The 16,242-nt window shown below is 57.9% G+C and carries 14 protein-coding genes and 1 pseudogene; 9 read left to right on the top strand and 6 right to left on the bottom strand.

The features are described 5' to 3' along the window. The 3 genes from GPL81_RS31275 to GPL81_RS29965 form a co-directional block, all read left to right on the top strand. The coding region (locus GPL81_RS31275; protein ID WP_218585674.1) for a hypothetical protein at positions 1 to 296 on the top strand (296 nt) is incomplete at its 5' end. A 151-nt stretch (positions 297 to 447) separates the two neighbouring features. After that, a complete protein-coding gene (locus GPL81_RS29970) occupies positions 448 to 807 on the top strand; it encodes a hypothetical protein (protein WP_160109678.1) in 360 nt (119 codons plus the stop codon). Between the two features lie 11 nt (positions 808 to 818). Continuing rightward, positions 819 to 1,868, top strand: coding sequence for a radical SAM protein (locus tag GPL81_RS29965; RefSeq protein ID WP_160109676.1), 1,050 nt, complete (start codon positions 819 to 821; stop codon positions 1,866 to 1,868). A gap of 789 nt (positions 1,869 to 2,657) precedes the next feature. Here the strand turns inward: GPL81_RS29965 and GPL81_RS29960 are convergent. Then, positions 2,658 to 4,754: a S8 family serine peptidase gene (locus GPL81_RS29960; protein ID WP_160109674.1), complete on the bottom strand. Its 2,097-nt coding sequence runs from the start codon at positions 4,752 to 4,754 to the stop codon at positions 2,658 to 2,660. A 1,243-nt stretch (positions 4,755 to 5,997) separates the two neighbouring features. On the opposite strand from GPL81_RS29960, the gene GPL81_RS29955 reads away from it, so the two are divergent. Continuing rightward, on the top strand, positions 5,998 to 6,354 hold the full coding sequence (locus GPL81_RS29955) for a DUF6124 family protein (RefSeq protein WP_160109672.1): 357 nt from the start codon (positions 5,998 to 6,000) through the stop codon (positions 6,352 to 6,354). 109 nt (positions 6,355 to 6,463) lie between these two features. Here the strand turns inward: GPL81_RS29955 and katG are convergent, their stop codons facing one another. Next, positions 6,464 to 8,719 carry a catalase/peroxidase HPI gene (gene katG, locus GPL81_RS29950; RefSeq protein WP_160109670.1) on the bottom strand — a complete coding sequence of 752 codons (2,256 nt, stop codon included), beginning with the start codon at positions 8,717 to 8,719 and terminating at the stop codon, positions 6,464 to 6,466. 402 nt (positions 8,720 to 9,121) lie between these two features. Here katG and GPL81_RS29945 point away from each other — a divergent pair, with 402 nt between their 5' ends. After that, positions 9,122 to 10,249 carry a GGDEF domain-containing protein gene (locus GPL81_RS29945; protein ID WP_160109669.1) on the top strand — a complete coding sequence of 376 codons (1,128 nt, stop codon included), beginning with the start codon at positions 9,122 to 9,124 and terminating at the stop codon, positions 10,247 to 10,249. Between the two features lie 181 nt (positions 10,250 to 10,430). Here GPL81_RS29945 and GPL81_RS29940 read toward each other — a convergent pair whose 3' ends face one another. Further along, entirely contained in the window at positions 10,431 to 11,684 is a 1,254-nt protein-coding gene (locus tag GPL81_RS29940) for an epoxide hydrolase family protein (RefSeq protein WP_246219005.1), read from the bottom strand. 165 nt (positions 11,685 to 11,849) lie between these two features. Between GPL81_RS29940 and GPL81_RS29935 the strand changes: the two genes are divergently transcribed. The 4 genes from GPL81_RS29935 (at position 11,850) to GPL81_RS29920 (ending at position 14,460) form a co-directional block, all read left to right on the top strand. Next, positions 11,850 to 12,125 carry a metal/formaldehyde-sensitive transcriptional repressor gene (locus GPL81_RS29935; RefSeq protein ID WP_096512226.1) on the top strand — a complete coding sequence of 92 codons (276 nt, stop codon included), beginning with the start codon at positions 11,850 to 11,852 and terminating at the stop codon, positions 12,123 to 12,125. An 8-nt stretch (positions 12,126 to 12,133) separates the two neighbouring features. After that, positions 12,134 to 13,270 carry a nickel/cobalt efflux transporter gene (locus GPL81_RS29930; RefSeq protein WP_160109666.1) on the top strand — a complete coding sequence of 379 codons (1,137 nt, stop codon included), beginning with the start codon at positions 12,134 to 12,136 and terminating at the stop codon, positions 13,268 to 13,270. Positions 13,271 to 13,366: 96 nt separating this feature from the next. Further along, positions 13,367 to 13,774 (top strand): antitoxin Xre-like helix-turn-helix domain-containing protein, encoded by a 408-nt coding sequence (locus GPL81_RS29925; protein WP_160109665.1) that lies wholly within the window; start codon positions 13,367 to 13,369, stop codon positions 13,772 to 13,774. Continuing rightward, a complete protein-coding gene (locus GPL81_RS29920) occupies positions 13,768 to 14,460 on the top strand; it encodes an RES family NAD+ phosphorylase (protein ID WP_160109664.1) in 693 nt (230 codons plus the stop codon). The genes GPL81_RS29925 and GPL81_RS29920 overlap by 7 nt, the downstream gene beginning before the upstream one ends. A 2-nt stretch (positions 14,461 to 14,462) precedes the next feature. Here GPL81_RS29920 and phnE read toward each other — a convergent pair whose 3' ends face one another. The 3 genes and pseudogenes from phnE to GPL81_RS29905 form a co-directional block, all read right to left on the bottom strand. Then, on the bottom strand, positions 14,463 to 15,230 hold the full coding sequence (gene phnE / locus GPL81_RS29915) for a phosphonate ABC transporter, permease protein PhnE (RefSeq protein WP_160109663.1): 768 nt from the start codon (positions 15,228 to 15,230) through the stop codon (positions 14,463 to 14,465). Then, positions 15,227 to 16,054 carry a PhnE/PtxC family ABC transporter permease gene (locus tag GPL81_RS29910; protein WP_160109662.1) on the bottom strand — a complete coding sequence of 276 codons (828 nt, stop codon included), beginning with the start codon at positions 16,052 to 16,054 and terminating at the stop codon, positions 15,227 to 15,229. The genes phnE and GPL81_RS29910 overlap by 4 nt, the downstream gene beginning before the upstream one ends. Then, positions 16,048 to 16,242: pseudogene (locus tag GPL81_RS29905) on the bottom strand (phosphonate ABC transporter); the annotation flags it as partial. The gene GPL81_RS29910 and the pseudogene GPL81_RS29905, both read right to left, overlap by 7 nt.

Raw genomic sequence — 16,242 nt, 5'->3', positions numbered from 1 at the left:
GGTGTAAATTCACCGGTCAATGGGGGGGGGCGGGCCCGCGGGGATGCAGGGCAGCTTGGCTTTCCTTCGCAAATGCACCGCTTTCGAATCGAGCCATGGGCTTCCGACTTGAAGAGCCGTCGAGCTTCTCGCTTAGTCGTAGTGCGCTCCAGCCCGGTTGTGTCGCAATGCAAAAGAAAGACTATTTCTGCCTATATGATGCTGATGTATGGTTTTTCGAATTTATAAGGCTAGAGAAAACAAAAAAGATGCGAATGGCTTTAATTTTGCCCAAACCAAATGACAGAGTGAAATAGTGGATATTTCAATTTGATATATTGATATCCTTCATGAGTGCTAAGGTTTATGCTGCCTGCAAGTAGCATGGCGGAAATTTAAAAAATGCTATTTAGATCGTGAATGGTACTTTCAGTTTTGGCGTTCAATTTTATTGGAAAGGAGGGCGTCATGAAGAGTCAGGAGTCTTTCGAGGAAGTATTGATGCAAGAACTCAGGCTGGGTGGCATTGATGACAAAAGGTTGAGTGATTTAGTGAAAACCATAGCAGGAATTAAAAAATCCGGCATGGATAGGATAAGAGTTTTTCCTAAAGGAATTCCACATCCCGAGGGGATTAGAGTTTCAGGAATTGTGGATGCGAAAGTGTTGAGCAAGCTGCTTGAAGATACTCTTCTAAAAACCCCCCGCCTTGGAGGCGTGTCCGCTTTTCCATTTGGCATACCATGGCCTGATGTGTTTCGGGTAAATATTGATATTGGATCTTTCTCCGAAATTGAAATTTCTTCCGAGACCTTTAAGCATTCGTAAGGGGTTGATTTATGCCAGCCCAAGTTACCTTGCCCGTTTGTAAAGAGGCGCCAGGCCCCACCAAACGGGCAATTCTTCAAATCCACCCATCTCTCAGATGCAATCTCTCTTGTCCCCATTGTTATTCTTGCTCTAGTCCCGTCGCTCGAACCGAGCTAAGTCCGGAGGTGGTCTGCAACGTAATTTCAGACGCCGCATCCATGGGGTATGAGGTTGTTTCTGTATCTGGGGGAGAGCCATTTCTATACGTTGGCCTAAACAAGATTCTTTCACACGCAAAGTCACTGGGGTTGCGGACAACAGTTACGACGAACGGATTTTTTACAGGGAAAGGCCGGTTAGATACTTTGCGAGAAATACTTGATGTTCTGGCCTTTAGTTTGGATGGACCGCCAGAAATACATAATTCTATTCGAGGGTCGGATCGTGCCTTTGATCGGCTTTTATTAGGTGTCAAGGATGTCAAAAATGCAGAAATTCCATTTGGATTCATAAATTGCCTCACTCGCAAAAATTGGCAGCATCTCATTTGGACTGCAAGTTTTGCAGCTGATAATGGGGCAAGCTTACTTCAGGTTCACCCATTGGAGTTAAGTGGGCGTGCAGAACATCAAATGATAACTGATTTCCCAAGTGACGAAATATTAAAGCGAGTATACATAATTATATCCGCACTTGAGGCAAAATATTACGATACAATGAGGATTCAACTGGACTTGCTGTATCGCGAGCATTTGCTTGATGATCCGGCATTGGTCTATGCTGACTTCGAGAGAGTCATATCTATTAAAACTCCGCCAAGTGAGGCTTTAGGTCTTCTTGTACTGGAATCTGATGGTACATTAGTACCTGTGTCTTACGGATTTTCGCGCAACTACAAACTATGCAATGTAAATGAGAGGCGGTTAAAAGATGCGTGGCCTGAATATTTTGAGAACCGTTATCCGTCCCTGCAGCGGCTCTTCTTATCAGTATGGAATCAAATGCGGTTGCCAGAGTCGCCTACCCTTTGCAATTGGCACGAATTAATAGTATCCCGCAGTCACACTATGACTGTTTGATATTTAGTGCTAGTGAAACTCCGAGCTAGCTGCCGTATATCCGGCAATAGCAAGCTTCATGTGCTCTCAGCTCAGTTGAAATAAACAGATTTATCCGCCTTTTGCCAACACGCATTTGCCGACATGTCATCCATGGATTAACAGTCTGAACAAGGTGGCCAATTAAAGGTGAAAAGGGGACACACTCACATATCGTCACGCTTTAAGATCTATCCGCGGCCAAAACCATACCTACTATGCCCCCCAAATCCATTCAGGCCATCGAAACTTTTTTTCGCTCAACAAACAGCCGTTTTTGGCCGTTTTCTGACTTCCGCGAAAGATTGTAACCGCCCCATAGCTGCCGCGGACTACAAGGAGAGAACTGCTGGAGCCGTCCAGTGCTCGGCTCTAGCGTTACATCGACGCTATGGTGGGGTGGAAAGGAGGCGCCAAACTGAAGGTTTGCGTTAACCGCTTCTACCTTATCCAACTCCCATTCAAGATTTCTGTAACTGAACCGCGAAGGGGGAAAATTTATTTTTCAGCTGTGGTCGGCCGAAAATAAATCTGTCCCCTTTTATTGATGAGAGGGAGGAGCATGAAGCGCTCGACACCGATGCTCGGCATCACTTCGTAGGATCGATAGTCTTGTGCTCGAAAATAAAGCAATAGCCGGCTTCTGAAAGGGCGGATTAAAACATCGGGCTCTCGGCGGAGCCAGGTTTCTTCGAGTAATCCCAGCTGCTGCCACAGTATGACGGGCATACACAGAGCAGGTAAGGCTGGCTCGCGCCAGCCTTTCCCACCTTAACTGATTCGCCAAGCGTAAGCGTAAGGCTGAGGGAAACGGGTAATGCGGGTCGCGCGAATAATGATTGTAGCTTTGCCAGGAGGCATGTTGGGCCACTGGACTTGCTCAACATTGTTCAGGCGGTCGAAACCACTTGATGTCCCCATGTTGCCGTGTCGCTCACTGCCGTCGGCGGCTTTGACGATCAGATCAAGATCGTTCTGAAGATCGGGACCGGCAGGATCAGACCAGACGAGCGTTATCTTGAACGTCACTCCTAGCCCCTTGGCGCCAACTGAAGCCGGTGCCGACTTAGACACTTTCTTGTTCTTGGGTATCTCCCGAGGAATATCGACAGTGATCGTGAATTCTTCACCCTGCTTGAGCGGTCCACCGTCCCCGAGACCGGCATCGGGGTTGGGGCCAGGGAGGATCACTGAGCCTAGAAGGTTGACCCGGCCGAAGCCCGAATTGTTGTTAGGTGAAGGTCCTGCCTCGCTCGGACTGTACTGACCAACGAGTTCGACCGCACCATTGATCAGGAGCGCCTTTATGAGCGCTGCAGGAGGCGTTGGCATACCGTTCATTACGAGTGTCTGGCGCAGCACAGCCGCACAGCCAGCGACGAGCGGGGTAGCCATACTGGTACCTGTGTCAAAAAAGTAGTCTGAATCGCTTGACTTCCCGAAGGTGTTTTTCGCAGCGGGTGCATGCCGTGAGTGGGTTGAAAGTATGCTTGTACCCGGGGCAACAACATCCGGCTTGAAGCGGCGTTCTTGGGTCGGGCCGCGACTGCTGAAGGCCGCCATGCCCTCAGCGTTGTTGGCGAACTGATCATCGTGGATTGGGGGCTTCGGGAAGTCGGACGGTCTCAAGCTCCCGTATGTGGGAAAGTCCGCCTGGATTTCGCGTCGAACACTTTCGCTGGCGCCCACGGTTATGCAGTTCTTGGCAGCCGACTCGGAGCCGACTTGAGCCGGGTCGATGCTGCCGTCCCCATTACCGTCAGTACCATCATTGCCAGCGGCGAAGCAGATTACGAGGTCCGGGTGATCCCAAACGAATTGGTCAATCTCGCGAGACATTGAGTTGTAAGGCTGGCCTGGGGTTACATCTCCCCATGAGTTTGTGTGGACGCGCGCGCCATCATCACGGTAAGGCGGCTCAAATAGATCAGTAAGATCGGTCGGGATGCCGCTGAGTTGACCAGTCGAGCCAACCAACGACTGGACAACTAGCTGTGCACGCGGGGCCACTCCCTGGATCACCCCACCCATCGAGGTTGATGAGCCGTCGCCCAGTACCGATCCACAGACGTGAGTTCCATGGCCATCCGGGTCGTCGGCCTTGGTCGCACGACCGAGGGCATATAGCCTCGCCACCCGGCCTGTGAAGGCGGGGTGTGGATTCGTGGTCGATCCATTGTCAAAGCCAGTATCGGCAACCGCCACTACTTGGCCATCGCCCTGATAGGTGATTGCACCCACCACAACATTGGCGTTCAGTATTGGCCGTGCGACGTTGTTGCGCAGCTTAACCTCGGGTACCGTCTGGATTACACGCACCATGTCGATCGCGGCGAGGTCGTCGAGGTATTTTTCCTGCACGGCGAGTCGAACTTTTCCGCGGCCTATAGGCAGCGTGTCCTTGTCCACCCTCGCGGCCGCCGCGACTGCAGTGCGCAGTGCGTCAGACCCGGTATCAACGCCATCGTGGAAGATAATGTCCACTGTACGCGTGGTTCGCGAGTGCGACATCCCATTGGGTTGAGGCAGGATGTATGAGGCAGGGTCCCCCCCCTGCGGCCGAAGGTTGGGCGGCACTTTGAAGCCTCGCAGATATACGTTCGCCCAGCTCACAAATGCCAGGGATCGGATACTCTTCAGGTCGGTTCCCTTATAGCCACACAGGTACGTGTTCTCGGAAACATATTCCTGTACGACGACGCTCAATCTCGCGAGCTCGGCCGCTTGGTCAGGCAAAAGCGGCGCGGTAGTCTGGACCAGGATGTAGTCGGATGCGGAAGCATTTTCGAACTCAAGCCCGGCGAGATTGAGCGCTTGAGCGCTCTTGATCGGGTCGAGCGAAACTCCGTTGATCGTAATACGGGCCATGTTATTGCTCCTTCCTTTGAAAAGGTGGATTGCAAAGGTTGACTCGATGTATCCGGCTAGTGGGCAGGTAGTTCAACATCTCCAGCCGCCCTATAAAGCCCTCTATATCATCTGGATGCTTATTTGTTCATGCGGACGCACTGGTTTATATGCGCCTTTAGAAGAGCACAAGTTTTCGGATCAACCTGAAAACCGATCAGCGATAGGACTGGGAAACTTTTCGTAGTCAGATTCAAATCTAGCCCAGTAGGTTTTATGAGCCAGCGTAGACCGATAAGCGGACAATTGAATAGTGAATAAGCCCTAGGCTGAATCGATATTTAAGGAATTCAGGGAAATGGATACAAGGTAGAGGCCCCCCCAATTGAGCTTGGCAGCTGGTTTCCACCCTTCATATTCGGTAACACCATCGACTTTCCTAAACTAGGAATCCTCGCTGATGCAGTTCGATGATTACGGACTATGTGTAGTCCACAGTAATGGAGCCGCAAATAACGCTCTATGTTGCCAAGTAGGGACGTCATCTGGTGGGCATCGTTAGGCGAGCACCTAAAGCGGCGAAATAGCCGACGGTTACCTACTAATGTTGACATGAACAGGACCTTCAGCGCGCCTCAATACGCAGAAAGCGCTCATGTGAAGATCAAGCCCTGGCCTGGTACATCACCCAGTCGAGGGTAGGACTGAGTATCATTTTTCATGGGAGCTCACAGTGGCTCCACACACTTACCGGTCTTCTACGCTGCTCCAGCTTCAGATTATTTTGCCTTGATACATCACAAAAATTGTCGCTACTTCTTTTCACACGCCTTGAGGTGATTGGGTGATTTTCGCGAGCGGGCTCGCTCCTACAGTCAGGGCGTTTATCTACTTTTTAAACATCATCAGAACCCGCGTGTTTAACGGGTCTCACACTCATTTCCTGAAAGCTACAAAGCCTTGCGTCGTTGCCTACGGTTACGCCAGAATCCGCCGGCTTGTGCGCCTGGGGGCTGGGTTCTATCGTTTGTCGGTCGCTGAAAACAGCGATCGGGTTTGGTAGCCCGGTTTTCGCATTCAGACGCACAGCGCCACCTTATGAAGTCATTTTTTTGGACTGTTCTTTATATGGTGGCCATGCGTGGGGCTCGCTTGCGGGCGCCGGGTTCTGATGCGACCGGTCTACCAACCTGCGTATGGCCGCCACCCTTCGTTTGGTAGCGAGGGTGATGGCTCCTCATAATTCGCATCAGAGGCTCCGTCCATGTTCAAAGTAACGCCAAACCCGCCGGACACCGACCCCACATCTCCCTACGACCCCGACTCCAAAAAACTCAACGAAGCCGCCGAGCGTGCCCTCGATTTCCACTTCCCCTCGACTGCCGACATCAAAGCCACCCCGCGTACACCCAGCACTCTGTTTACCGTGAACCCGGAGACAAAGACCGAAACCCTGATGGTCTATCTGGTCGAGACGCTGGCTTCGGTGGATGTGATGGTCCATCAGTTGGTGGATCATCTGGACGGTGGATCGCGCAATGCGTTGCTGGGGATTTCCAACAGCATCATGTTGGCGGAGATCACGGCGAATCGGGTGCTGGATCAGATCGATCCCTTGTAGGAGCTGCCTCGTTTTACTCTGCTGTTCCTACGAGGAACGTCAGATCCGAGAAATAAAATGGCCACCCCGGTATTGAATGCCGGGGTGGCCAATGGTCCTGCCTGCTATTTCACTTCAGGTCAAAGCGATCCAGGTTCATCACCTTGGTCCATGCCGCCACAAAGTCCTTCACGAATTTCTCCTTGTTGTCGGAACTGGCATAGAACTCCGCCAGGGCCCGCAGTTGTGCGTTGGAGCCGAACACCAGGTCCACGCGGCTGGCGGTCCATTTTGGCTGGCCGGTCTTGCGGTCGCGACCTTCGAATTCCTCATTGGTGTCCGAGGTGGGTTTCCATTCCACGCCCATGTCCAGCAGGTTGGTGAAGAAGTCGTTGGTCAACGCGCCCTTACGGGTGGTGAAGACGCCGTGGGCGGTTTGTCCGACGTTGGTGTCGAGCACGCGCAGACCGCCGACTAGCGCGGTCATTTCCGGTGCAGTGAGGGTCAGCAACTGCGCCTTGTCGATCAACAAGTGCTCGGCCGTTACGCGGTAACGGGTTTTGAGGTAGTTGCGGAAGCCATCGGCGATGGGTTCGAGGAAGCCGAAAGACTCGACGTCCGTCTGTTCCTGGCTCGCATCCATCCGCCCCGGTGTGAAAGGCACCGTGACGGTTTGCCCGGCATTTTTCGCCGCCTGCTCGACGCCGGCACACCCGGCCAGCACGATCAGGTCCGCCAGCGAGATTTTCTTGCCGCCGGCGTTGAACTCCTTCTGGATGCCTTCGAGTTTCGCCAGTACGTTGGCCAGTTGGTCAGGCTGGTTGGCGGCCCAGGATTTCTGTGGCTCCAGGCGCAGGCGACCACCGTTGGCTCCGCCGCGTTTGTCGGAGCCACGGAAGGTAGAAGCCGCCGCCCAAGCCGTTGATACAAGCTGCGAGACCGAAAGGCCCGAAGCCAGCACCTTGCTCTTGAGCGCGGCGACATCACTGTCGTTGACCAGGGCATGGTCGACCTTCGGAATCGGGTCTTGCCACAGCAGCTCTTCGTTGGGCATTTCCGGGCCGAGGTAGCGCGAGAGCGGGCCCATGTCGCGGTGGATCAGTTTGTACCAGGCGCGGGCGAAGGCGTCGGCCAGTTGATCCGGGTTTTGCAGGAAGCGACGTGAAATCGGCTCGTAGATCGGGTCGAAGCGCAGGGCCAGGTCGGTGGTCAGCATGGTTGGGTTGCGGCGCTTGGACGGGTCGTGAGCGTCCGGAATAATGCCGGCACCCGCACCGTTTTTCGGAACCCACTGGTTTGCGCCGGCCGGGCTTTTTGAGAGTTCCCATTCGAAGCCGAACACGTTCTCCAGAAAGTTGTTGCTCCACTTGGTCGGCGTTGTGGTCCAGGTCACTTCAAGTCCGCTGGTGATGGTGTCGGCGCCTTTACCGGTGCCAAAGCTGTTTTTCCAACCCAGCCCCTGCAGCTCCAGGCCCGCGGCTTCCGGTTCGGGCCCGACGTTATCGGCAGGGCCGGCGCCGTGGGTCTTGCCGAAGGCGTGACCGCCGGCGATCAGCGCCACGGTTTCTTCGTCATTCATGGCCATCCGGCCGAACGTCTCGCGGATGTCCAGGCCGGCGGCGACCGGATCGGGATTGCCCTCCGGACCTTCCGGGTTCACGTAGATCAGGCCCATCTGCACGGCGGCCAACGGGTTTTCCAGGTTACGACCCTGGTCGGTACGGCTGTCCTCGTTTCGCCCGGGCTCAGCCACCAGTGGAACATCGCCAGGCGCTTGTACGGGTTTTTGCCCCTTGTCGTAACGGACGTCACCGCCCAGCCATTTGTTTTCCGAGCCCCAGTACACGTCCTCGTCCGGTTCCCAGACGTCCGGACGACCACCGGAGAAGCCAAAGGTCTTGAAGCCCATGGACTCCAGCGCGACGTTGCCGGTGAGCACGATCAGGTCGGCCCAGGAAATATTGCGGCCGTACTTCTGCTTGATCGGCCATAGCAACCGGCGAGCCTTGTCGAGGCTGACGTTGTCCGGCCAGCTGTTGAGCGGCGCGAAGCGTTGCTGGCCGGAACCGGCGCCACCGCGGCCGTCACCGGTGCGGTAAGTGCCGGCGGCATGCCAGGCCATGCGGATGAACAGCGGGCCGTAGTGGCCGAAGTCCGCCGGCCACCAGTCTTGCGAGTCAGTCATCAGCGCAGTCAGGTCTCTTTTGACTGCCGCAAAATCCAGCTTCTTGAAGGCTTCGGCGTAGTTGAAGCCCTCGTCCATGGGGTCGGACAGGGACGAGTGCTGGTGCAGGATCTTCAGATTCAGTTGGTTAGGCCACCAGTCGCGGTTCGTTGTGCCACCGCCGGCGGCATGATTGAACGGGCATTTCGATTCATTTGCCATGTCTGAGCTACCCTCGGTCGAGTTCATTCAGCTTTCCGGCCCGGTACGGGCCTGCAATAGAAGCGAGCGGAATCAATGACTCAGGTTTGCGGACCCGCCTTTCGATCCTCGGATCGATGCGGTCACGTGGGTATTTGCTGTCAGTGGCAGTCAAATTGCCATCATGACGACCCACACTACGCCTGGTCAGTTTCTGACTCATTCTTATCTTCGCATCAGGTCTGTGCCGGCCAGACTACGCCGACGCTAGATAAAGGTAGACCCCGATCGGCAACTCAGCTAATAGCGCGAGTATTGATTGCCGATAGGCGAAATCTTTCAAGCGAGCACAGAGTTTTGCGGGCGCCCGTGAACGATGTGCCACAATAGTTCACGTCACCGCAGCATTATCAGGCGAACACTATGGATGGCCTTGGATTTCGGCACGAGCAGGAACGCTTCATCGCCCAGCAGGTGCGTACAGACCGATTGCAACAGCTGTTTCGCCAATCGGTCACAGCGGTTTTTGGCAGTTTCCTGGCGCTGGTCATGCTGTGCTGGCTGTGCTGGGAACGTTTCGATCATGCCGTCGTCGCCTGGTGGGTCGCCCTGCTGACGGCCTCGACGCTGATACGCATCACGATGTTCGTGGTCTATTTCCACAGCCCGGAAGCGGCGCGCACACCGCAACGCTGGGAACGCATCTACCTGGTCACCCTGGTGCTGTCCGCCGGCATCTGGGGTGGGGGCGCGCTGGCGGTCATGCCAGCCAACGACCTGTTGGCCCAGGCGCTGGTCATGCTGTTTACCGTCGGTATGTCCGTCAGCGCGGTGTCCTGCTACTCGGCCTATCGCTACATGACGGTGGTGTCCATCGCGCTGGTGTTGTTGCCCTGTACCCTCTGGCTGTTGTTCCAGCCGTCGACCCTTCAGCTTGGCATGGGCCTGGCGGTCCTGGTGTTCGCGTCCTTTGTGTGCAGCGCGACGCGCAAGCTGTCCGATGCCCTGGAAACGGCGTTCCGCCTGACCCGTGAAATGGAACTGGCGCACAGCATTTCCACCCGCGCCGCACAAACCGATGAACTGACGGGCCTGAAAAATCGCCGGGCGTTTTTCGAGCATGCCCAGCGCCTCTATAACCATTGCCAGAACTATCAGTTGCCGCTGTGTGCGGTGATGCTGGACATGGATCACTTCAAGCACATCAACGATACCTATGGGCATCAGGTCGGTGACCAGGTGTTGCGGCAAATGGGGGTGGTGATCTGCCGGTCATTTCGCGAAACCGACGTGTACGGGCGGCTGGGTGGCGAGGAGTTTGCGGTGCTGCTGCCGGAAACGTCTCTTGAGACCGCGCAGAACATTGCCGAGGAACTGGTTCACTCCATTGCCGGGCTGATGACCGGGCCGGTGCACTGCATCACGGCCAGTGTCGGGGTTGCGGCCATGGATTCCAGTGACAAGGATCTGCATGGATTGATGAGCAATGCCGATAGAGCGCTGTATCGGGCCAAGGCCCGGGGGCGTAATCAGGTTGTGGTGTCGGAGTAGAGTGGCATCCATTATTCAAGTGATGGCCAGTGGCGGCCTTGGAAACACCTGTAGGAGCTGGCTTGTCGGATCGCCGCACCGCAGCGAAAGCGGTCGCACAGGCAGCATCAATGTTGACTGACCATCCGTCTTCGCTGGCAAGCCAGCTCCTACAGGTGCGTGGCGTTCCCATCAGATAGCCTCAACGCAATGATCGGAACGCCGTACGCAGTTCCTCGGTAAACAGCTGCGGCTGTTCCCAGGCAGCAAAATGGCCACCTTTTTCGGCCTGGCGAAAGTAAATCAGGTTTTTGTAGGCACGCCGGGCCCAGCGCTCCGGCGGGCAATAGACGTCGTCCGGAAATACTGTTATCGCCACCGGCAGCGAGATATCGGCGGTCTTCTGGGCGCTGGCAGACAATGGGCTGCGTCCCTTGTTTTCCCAGTACAGCCGGGCTGACGAAGCGCCGCTGTTGGTCAGCCAGTACAGGGTGATGTCGTCCAGCACTTGATCCCGGGTCGGTGACTGTTGCGGGTCAGCGCCGTATCGCCATCGGGAAAACCCCGGATGCACCAGCAGGAATGCGGCGAGAGCGACCGGGGAGTCCGCCACGCCGTAGCCGATTGCCTGAGGTCGGGCAGCCATCATGGCGCTGTAGGCCAGGTTGCCCTGTTTGATCAATGTGGCCAGGGCCTCGTAGGTCGCGCGTTCCTGCGGATCAAACTGCGCCGGTGCCGGGCCCGCGACGGCCAGCGCGGCGCCCGCTTCGGGTGGAATAGTTGCCGGCAGATTAAGGTGAATGCCGCGCAACCCCGTTGGCGCCTGACGCGCCATGGCGCCGGTGATCGGCCCGCCCCAGTCGCCTCCCTGAGCGACGTATCGCGGGTAACCGAGGCGCTGCATCAATTGCGCCCAGACCTGTGCAACGCGATCCGGATCCCAGCCGGTGCCACCGGGCTTGCCCGAAAAGCCGTAGCCGGGAATGGACGGGATCACCAGGTCGAAGGCATCGCCGGCGTTGCCACCATGAGCGACCGGGTCGGAGAGGGGACCGATGACCTTGATGAATTCGAACACCGAGCCGGGCCAGCCGTGGGTCATGATCATGGGCAACGCGTTCGGGGACGGCGAGCGTACCCAGATGAAATGGATGTCGACGCCGTCAATGGTCGTGACGAATTGCGGCAGGGCATTGAGCTGCGCCTCGGCCTTGCGCCAGTCGTAATCCGTGCCCCAGTAACGTACCAACGCTTGCAGCTGCGCCAGCTGCGCACCCTGGGATGCATCGTCGACAGTCTCCTTGTCCGGCCAGCGGGTGGCTGCGATGCGCTGGTGCAGGTCGGCCAGTGCCTTCTCCTCGACGGCGACGTGGAAGGGGCGGACAGCGTCATCGGCGAAAGCCGTGAGGAGGGTGCAAAGCCACAGGGCGAGGACGAGCGTGCATCCGGGTTTCATGTTCATTGTCCCTGAGGCCTACGCGAAGAGGTCATTGGTCATCAGCATGGCACGCGGCCAGGGCATGGGTGGGGTGAATAGACGCACGGAGTGCGGCCCCAGAGCTTGCGATTGCATCAAATGTGAGTGATCATGCGCGTCATATATAGGTAGGGGGGGTATGGTATGTCTCATGTTCATGGGCAAAAGGATGATTTGCTGAAACGGGTTCGGCGCATTGCCGGGCAGGTACAGGCGATAGAGCGGGCGCTGGAGGCCGATGCGGACTGTGCGAAAACGCTGCACCTGGCGGCCGCTACCCGTGGGGCCATGAACGGGCTGATGGATGAAATCATCGAAGCTCATGCGCATGCACATGTCGCCAACCCTGAGCTGAGTGACGAAGAGCGCGCCAAGGGCGTTGCCGAGTTGCTTGAAGCCATCCGCCGTTATTCGAAGTAGGCCCGGTCATGACAGATTTTGCGGAACTGCTGCAGCAGGGTAGCGCCCATGCGTGGCTCTATTTCCCCAGTGCGATATTGCTGGGTGCGTTGCACGGTCTTGAGCCGGGGCATTCAAAGACCCTGATGGCGGCCTTCATTGTGGCCATCCGGGGTTCGGTCAAACAGGCGGTGTTGTTGGGGCTGGCCGCAACGCTTTCGCACACGGCGGTGGTGTGGCTGGTCGCCATCGGTGGCATGTACCTGGGCGCAGGCCTGAACGCCCGGGCCACCGAGCCTTACTTTCAGCTCGCGTCCGCCGTGCTGATCATCCTGATTGCGCTTTGGATGTTATGGCGCACCTGGCGTGGCGAGCGGATGTTCAAGTTCGAGCAAGGCGATGATCACCACCATGGCGAGCATGGCCACGATCATCATGATGAAACTCACCGAATTGATACCGGCCATGGTCGTGTTGAACTGTCGATTTTCGAAACAGGCATGCCGCCGCACTGGCGTCTGAAAGCATTGAGCGGGCATGCCTGGCCGGCCGCCGACGTGCGTCTGCTGACGACTCGTCCGGACGGCAGCACTCAGGCGTTCTCATTTGTCGAGCAGGGTGGCTGGCTGCAATCGACCACCGATATCCCCGAGCCGCATGAGTTCGACGTTCGCTTGAGTCTTGGGCATGCAGGGCACTCCCATGACTATGACCTGAGTTACCAGGAGCATGCCCACGGGCATGCGCATCCCGACCTGCAAGGCCTGGAGCTGTCGATCGAGGGTTATCAGGACGCCCACGAGCGCGCCCATGCCAATGATATCCGCAGGCGCTTTACCAATCGCGAAGTCACAACCGGCCAGATCATCCTGTTCGGCCTGACGGGTGGGCTGATCCCGTGCCCGGCGGCAATCACCGTTTTGCTGCTTTGCCTTCAGGTCAAGGAAATCGCCCTGGGGGGCATGCTTGTCCTGTGCTTCAGTATCGGCCTGGCGTTGACGCTGGTCTCGGTTGGCGCGGCGGCGGCCATTGGTGCCAATCAGGCCGCCAGCCGCTGGCCATGGTTGGGCACGGTGGCTCGTCGTGCGCCTTACCTGTCGAGCGTGTTGATCATCGGCGTGGGGCTGTATGTCGGTGTACAGGGTTGGATCGGGTTGAGTACCTAGGGGCCGAGGGTGGATTGCCGCTGGTCGTCGTCATCTTGATCTATAGACTTAATAAGCCTATTTATGAGTCTGTGGATTCAAGATGAGGGACCGGACATGCCACTTGCCCTTCCAGTGCAGCAGGGGTTTACCAAGAACCAGTGCGTGACCGGCCTGCGCGCCGCTGTCGGCATACTCGAAAAATGGGCGGCCTCCAGCGAGCAGGCCTGCCACATCCTGCGCATTTCCCGCAGCACCTACACCCGCGCCAGGCAGCGTGATCCCGACTGGGCCGTGGCCCTGGATGCGGACCAGATGCAGCGCATCAGCTTTGTGCTGAACATTCACGCCACCCTGCGCCTGATTTTCGACAACCCGCAAAACGTCTACGGTTTCCCGTCGATGGCCAACGACAACGAGTTTTTCAACGGGCGGACCCCGCTGGAGATCATGGCCCAGGGGGACATGATTTCGCTGTACGAGACGTTTCGGCGAATCGACGCGCTGCGAGGCGCGCAATGGTGAGGGTCAACCAGCTGCCGGCGTTCGCCGGCGAGTCGGTGCAGGCCTACCGGTTGGTCAATTCGAAATTTCCGCCGATAGCGATGTTTGACGACGTGGCCGATGCGGACGAATTCGAGGTGTTGTACGAGATCCAGGCACTCACCAACCCGCGACTGAAAAACGAGGTCGGGCAACTGGAGTTGATCGCCCGCAGCGAGATCCCGTTTGGTATTCCCGGTTGCTCGTACGCGACCGCGCCCTTTACCCATGTCAACCCGGCGGGATCGCGATTCAGCGATGGCCGCTTTGGCGTGTTGTACCTGGCCGACTCCATGGATACGGCGCTGGCCGAGGTGCAGCATCATCAAACGCTGTACTGGTCGAACGTGCACAACCTCAACTATGAGCGCTTTGTTTTTCGCGGCCTGTCCTGTGCTTTTGTGGATAAGGCGATGAAAGACGCGACGGCCATTTCGATCATCGATCCGATCTACGATCCTGACGATTACACCCATTCCCATGGATTCGGCAACGCTATCAGGCAGTCCCGATGCCCCGGCCTGCGTTACCACTCCGTTCGCCGGCAGGGCAGCCATTGCTGGGCGTTGATGACCCCAAGGCCAGTGCTGTCGATTGTCCAGACCGCCCACTACGAGATGATCTGGAACCGGCAGATCACCAGCGTCAACCAGATCAGCGAAGCCTGACGTCAGGCCTTGACCCAGCGCTGTCGGCTCCAGCTGCTCAGCGAGTCGACGGCGAACACCAGCAACAGCATGGCCAGGATCACGGTGCTGGCCTGGGCTTCCTGGAACAGGCTGAGGCTGACATACAACATTTGCCCCAGGCCACCGGCGCCGACGAAGCCGAGCACGCTGGCCATGCGGATGTTGTTTTCCCAACGGTACAGAACGTAGGCGAGCAACTGAGGCAACAGGTTGGGCAGGGTGCCGTAACAGAACGCCCACAGGGCATTGCTGCCTTGCAGGCGGATCGCGTCGGCGGGTTGTGGCGGGGTGTTTTCCAGTGCTTCGGCGAATAATCGGCCGAGCACGCCGGTGGTGTGCAGGGCCAAGGCCAGGGTACCGGCATTGGGGCCGAGCCCGGCGGCCAGGACCATCAACGCGGCCCATACCAATTCCGGGATCGCCCGCAGGGCGTTGAGCACCAGGCGCGACGCGCTCTTGAACGGCCAGCCGAACCGTCCGGCCGCCGGCAGCGCCAATATCAGCCCGAACACCGCCGCGAGCAGGGTTCCCAGGGCGGACATGGCCATGGTTTCCAGGGCACCATGGGCGATAGCCTGGAAGTGCGCCGGGCTCAGGTCCGGGCTGAGAAAGCGCTGCGCATAGGCACCCATCTGCTTCAGGTTGCCACTGCCACTCAGTGCGCCGAGGTCGATGCCCAGATAGCTGAACGATGCGACCACCGCGACGCCGATGCACAGCAGCAGGGCCAGATTGATCAGGCGATTCATTCCAGCCTCCAGCGCAACAGGCGGCTGAGCTGATCGGCCAGTAGCACCAGCAGCACAAAGGTCAGCAACAGACTGGCCACTTCCCCGCCGGCGAACATGCGCAGCGACAGGTCCATTTGCTGGCCCAGGCCGCCGGCACCGACGAAGCCCATCACCACCGAGGCGCGGATGGCGCATTCCCAGCGATACACCGTGTACGACAGCAGCTCCGCTGCGACATTGGGCAGGATGCCGTAGCAAAACGATGCGAGCCGGCCGCTGCCGGCTTGCAGCAGCGCGTGGGCCGGACGCTGGTCCACCGACTCGAAAATCTCCGCATAGACCTTGCCCAGCATGCCGCTGTAGGTAATGGCGATGGCCAGCACCCCGGCTGTCGGGCCGAGACCGACAGCGCGCACGAACAACAGGGCCCAGACGATTTCCGGCACGCTGCGCAGGAAGATCAGCAAGCCACGCACCGGCCAGCGCAGCAGGCGGCCCAGGTAACCGGGGCGGCCGGCGCGGGAGGCCGCCGACAGCGACAGCGCCCGGCTGGCCAGCAGGCTGGCGGGCACGGCCAACAGCAAGGCCAGGGCCATGCCGGCGGTGGCGATGGCCAGGGTTTGAAGGGTGGCTTGCCACAGCAGCTGGAGGAACTCTTCACCATGGGCTGGTGGCCAGAAGGTCGCCACGAAGCGGCCCATTTCGCTCTGGCTGTCGGTCGCCAGTAACACCCCCAGGTCCAGTTCGCTGAAGCGGATGCCAGGCCACAACAGGGCAAGGGCCAACAGACCGAGCAGCAGGCGGGGGCGGGGGGGCGGGTCTCGGGCATCGCGGGTCAGCATCGGGGGATCTTCACGCTCAAGTGGGGCACAGGGTCCGGTGGGGATTGCAGTTGCTCGTTGGCGTAGAGCTTGTCCAGCAACTCGCGGTCGACTTGGCTGGCCGGCAGGTCGAACAGGATCTGCCCGTCACGCAGGCCGATGATCCGCGGAAAATGCGCCAGGGCCCGGTCCACCGCATGCAGGCTGGG

Origin of the sequence: Pseudomonas izuensis (genome assembly GCF_009861505.1) — a bacterium.
GTDB lineage: Bacteria > Pseudomonadota > Gammaproteobacteria > Pseudomonadales > Pseudomonadaceae > Aquipseudomonas > Aquipseudomonas izuensis.
The sequence above is the reverse complement of the archived record's forward strand: the minus strand, read 5'-3'. Positions and strand labels throughout refer to the sequence as shown.

Bases quoted from the DNA above. Each gene is read 5' to 3' on its own strand.
- GPL81_RS29930 (WP_160109666.1), top strand. From the start codon at position 12,134: ATGACAGATTTTGCGGAACTGCTGCAGCAGGGTAGCGCCCATGCGTGG.
- GPL81_RS29965 (WP_160109676.1), top strand. From the start codon at position 819: ATGCCAGCCCAAGTTACCTTGCCCGTTTGTAAAGAGGCGCCAGGCCCC.
- GPL81_RS29970 (WP_160109678.1), top strand. From the start codon at position 448: ATGAAGAGTCAGGAGTCTTTCGAGGAAGTATTGATGCAAGAACTCAGG.
- phnE (WP_160109663.1), bottom strand. From the start codon at position 15,230: ATGAATCGCCTGATCAATCTGGCCCTGCTGCTGTGCATCGGCGTCGCG.
- GPL81_RS29945 (WP_160109669.1), top strand. From the start codon at position 9,122: ATGGATGGCCTTGGATTTCGGCACGAGCAGGAACGCTTCATCGCCCAG.
- GPL81_RS29925 (WP_160109665.1), top strand. From the start codon at position 13,367: ATGCCACTTGCCCTTCCAGTGCAGCAGGGGTTTACCAAGAACCAGTGC.
- GPL81_RS29940 (WP_246219005.1), bottom strand. From the start codon at position 11,684: ATGAAACCCGGATGCACGCTCGTCCTCGCCCTGTGGCTTTGCACCCTC.
- GPL81_RS29910 (WP_160109662.1), bottom strand. From the start codon at position 16,054: ATGCTGACCCGCGATGCCCGAGACCCGCCCCCCCGCCCCCGCCTGCTG.
- GPL81_RS29935 (WP_096512226.1), top strand. From the start codon at position 11,850: ATGTCTCATGTTCATGGGCAAAAGGATGATTTGCTGAAACGGGTTCGG.
- GPL81_RS29920 (WP_160109664.1), top strand. From the start codon at position 13,768: ATGGTGAGGGTCAACCAGCTGCCGGCGTTCGCCGGCGAGTCGGTGCAG.
- katG (WP_160109670.1), bottom strand. From the start codon at position 8,719: ATGGCAAATGAATCGAAATGCCCGTTCAATCATGCCGCCGGCGGTGGC.
- GPL81_RS29960 (WP_160109674.1), bottom strand. From the start codon at position 4,754: ATGGCCCGTATTACGATCAACGGAGTTTCGCTCGACCCGATCAAGAGC.
- GPL81_RS29955 (WP_160109672.1), top strand. From the start codon at position 5,998: ATGTTCAAAGTAACGCCAAACCCGCCGGACACCGACCCCACATCTCCC.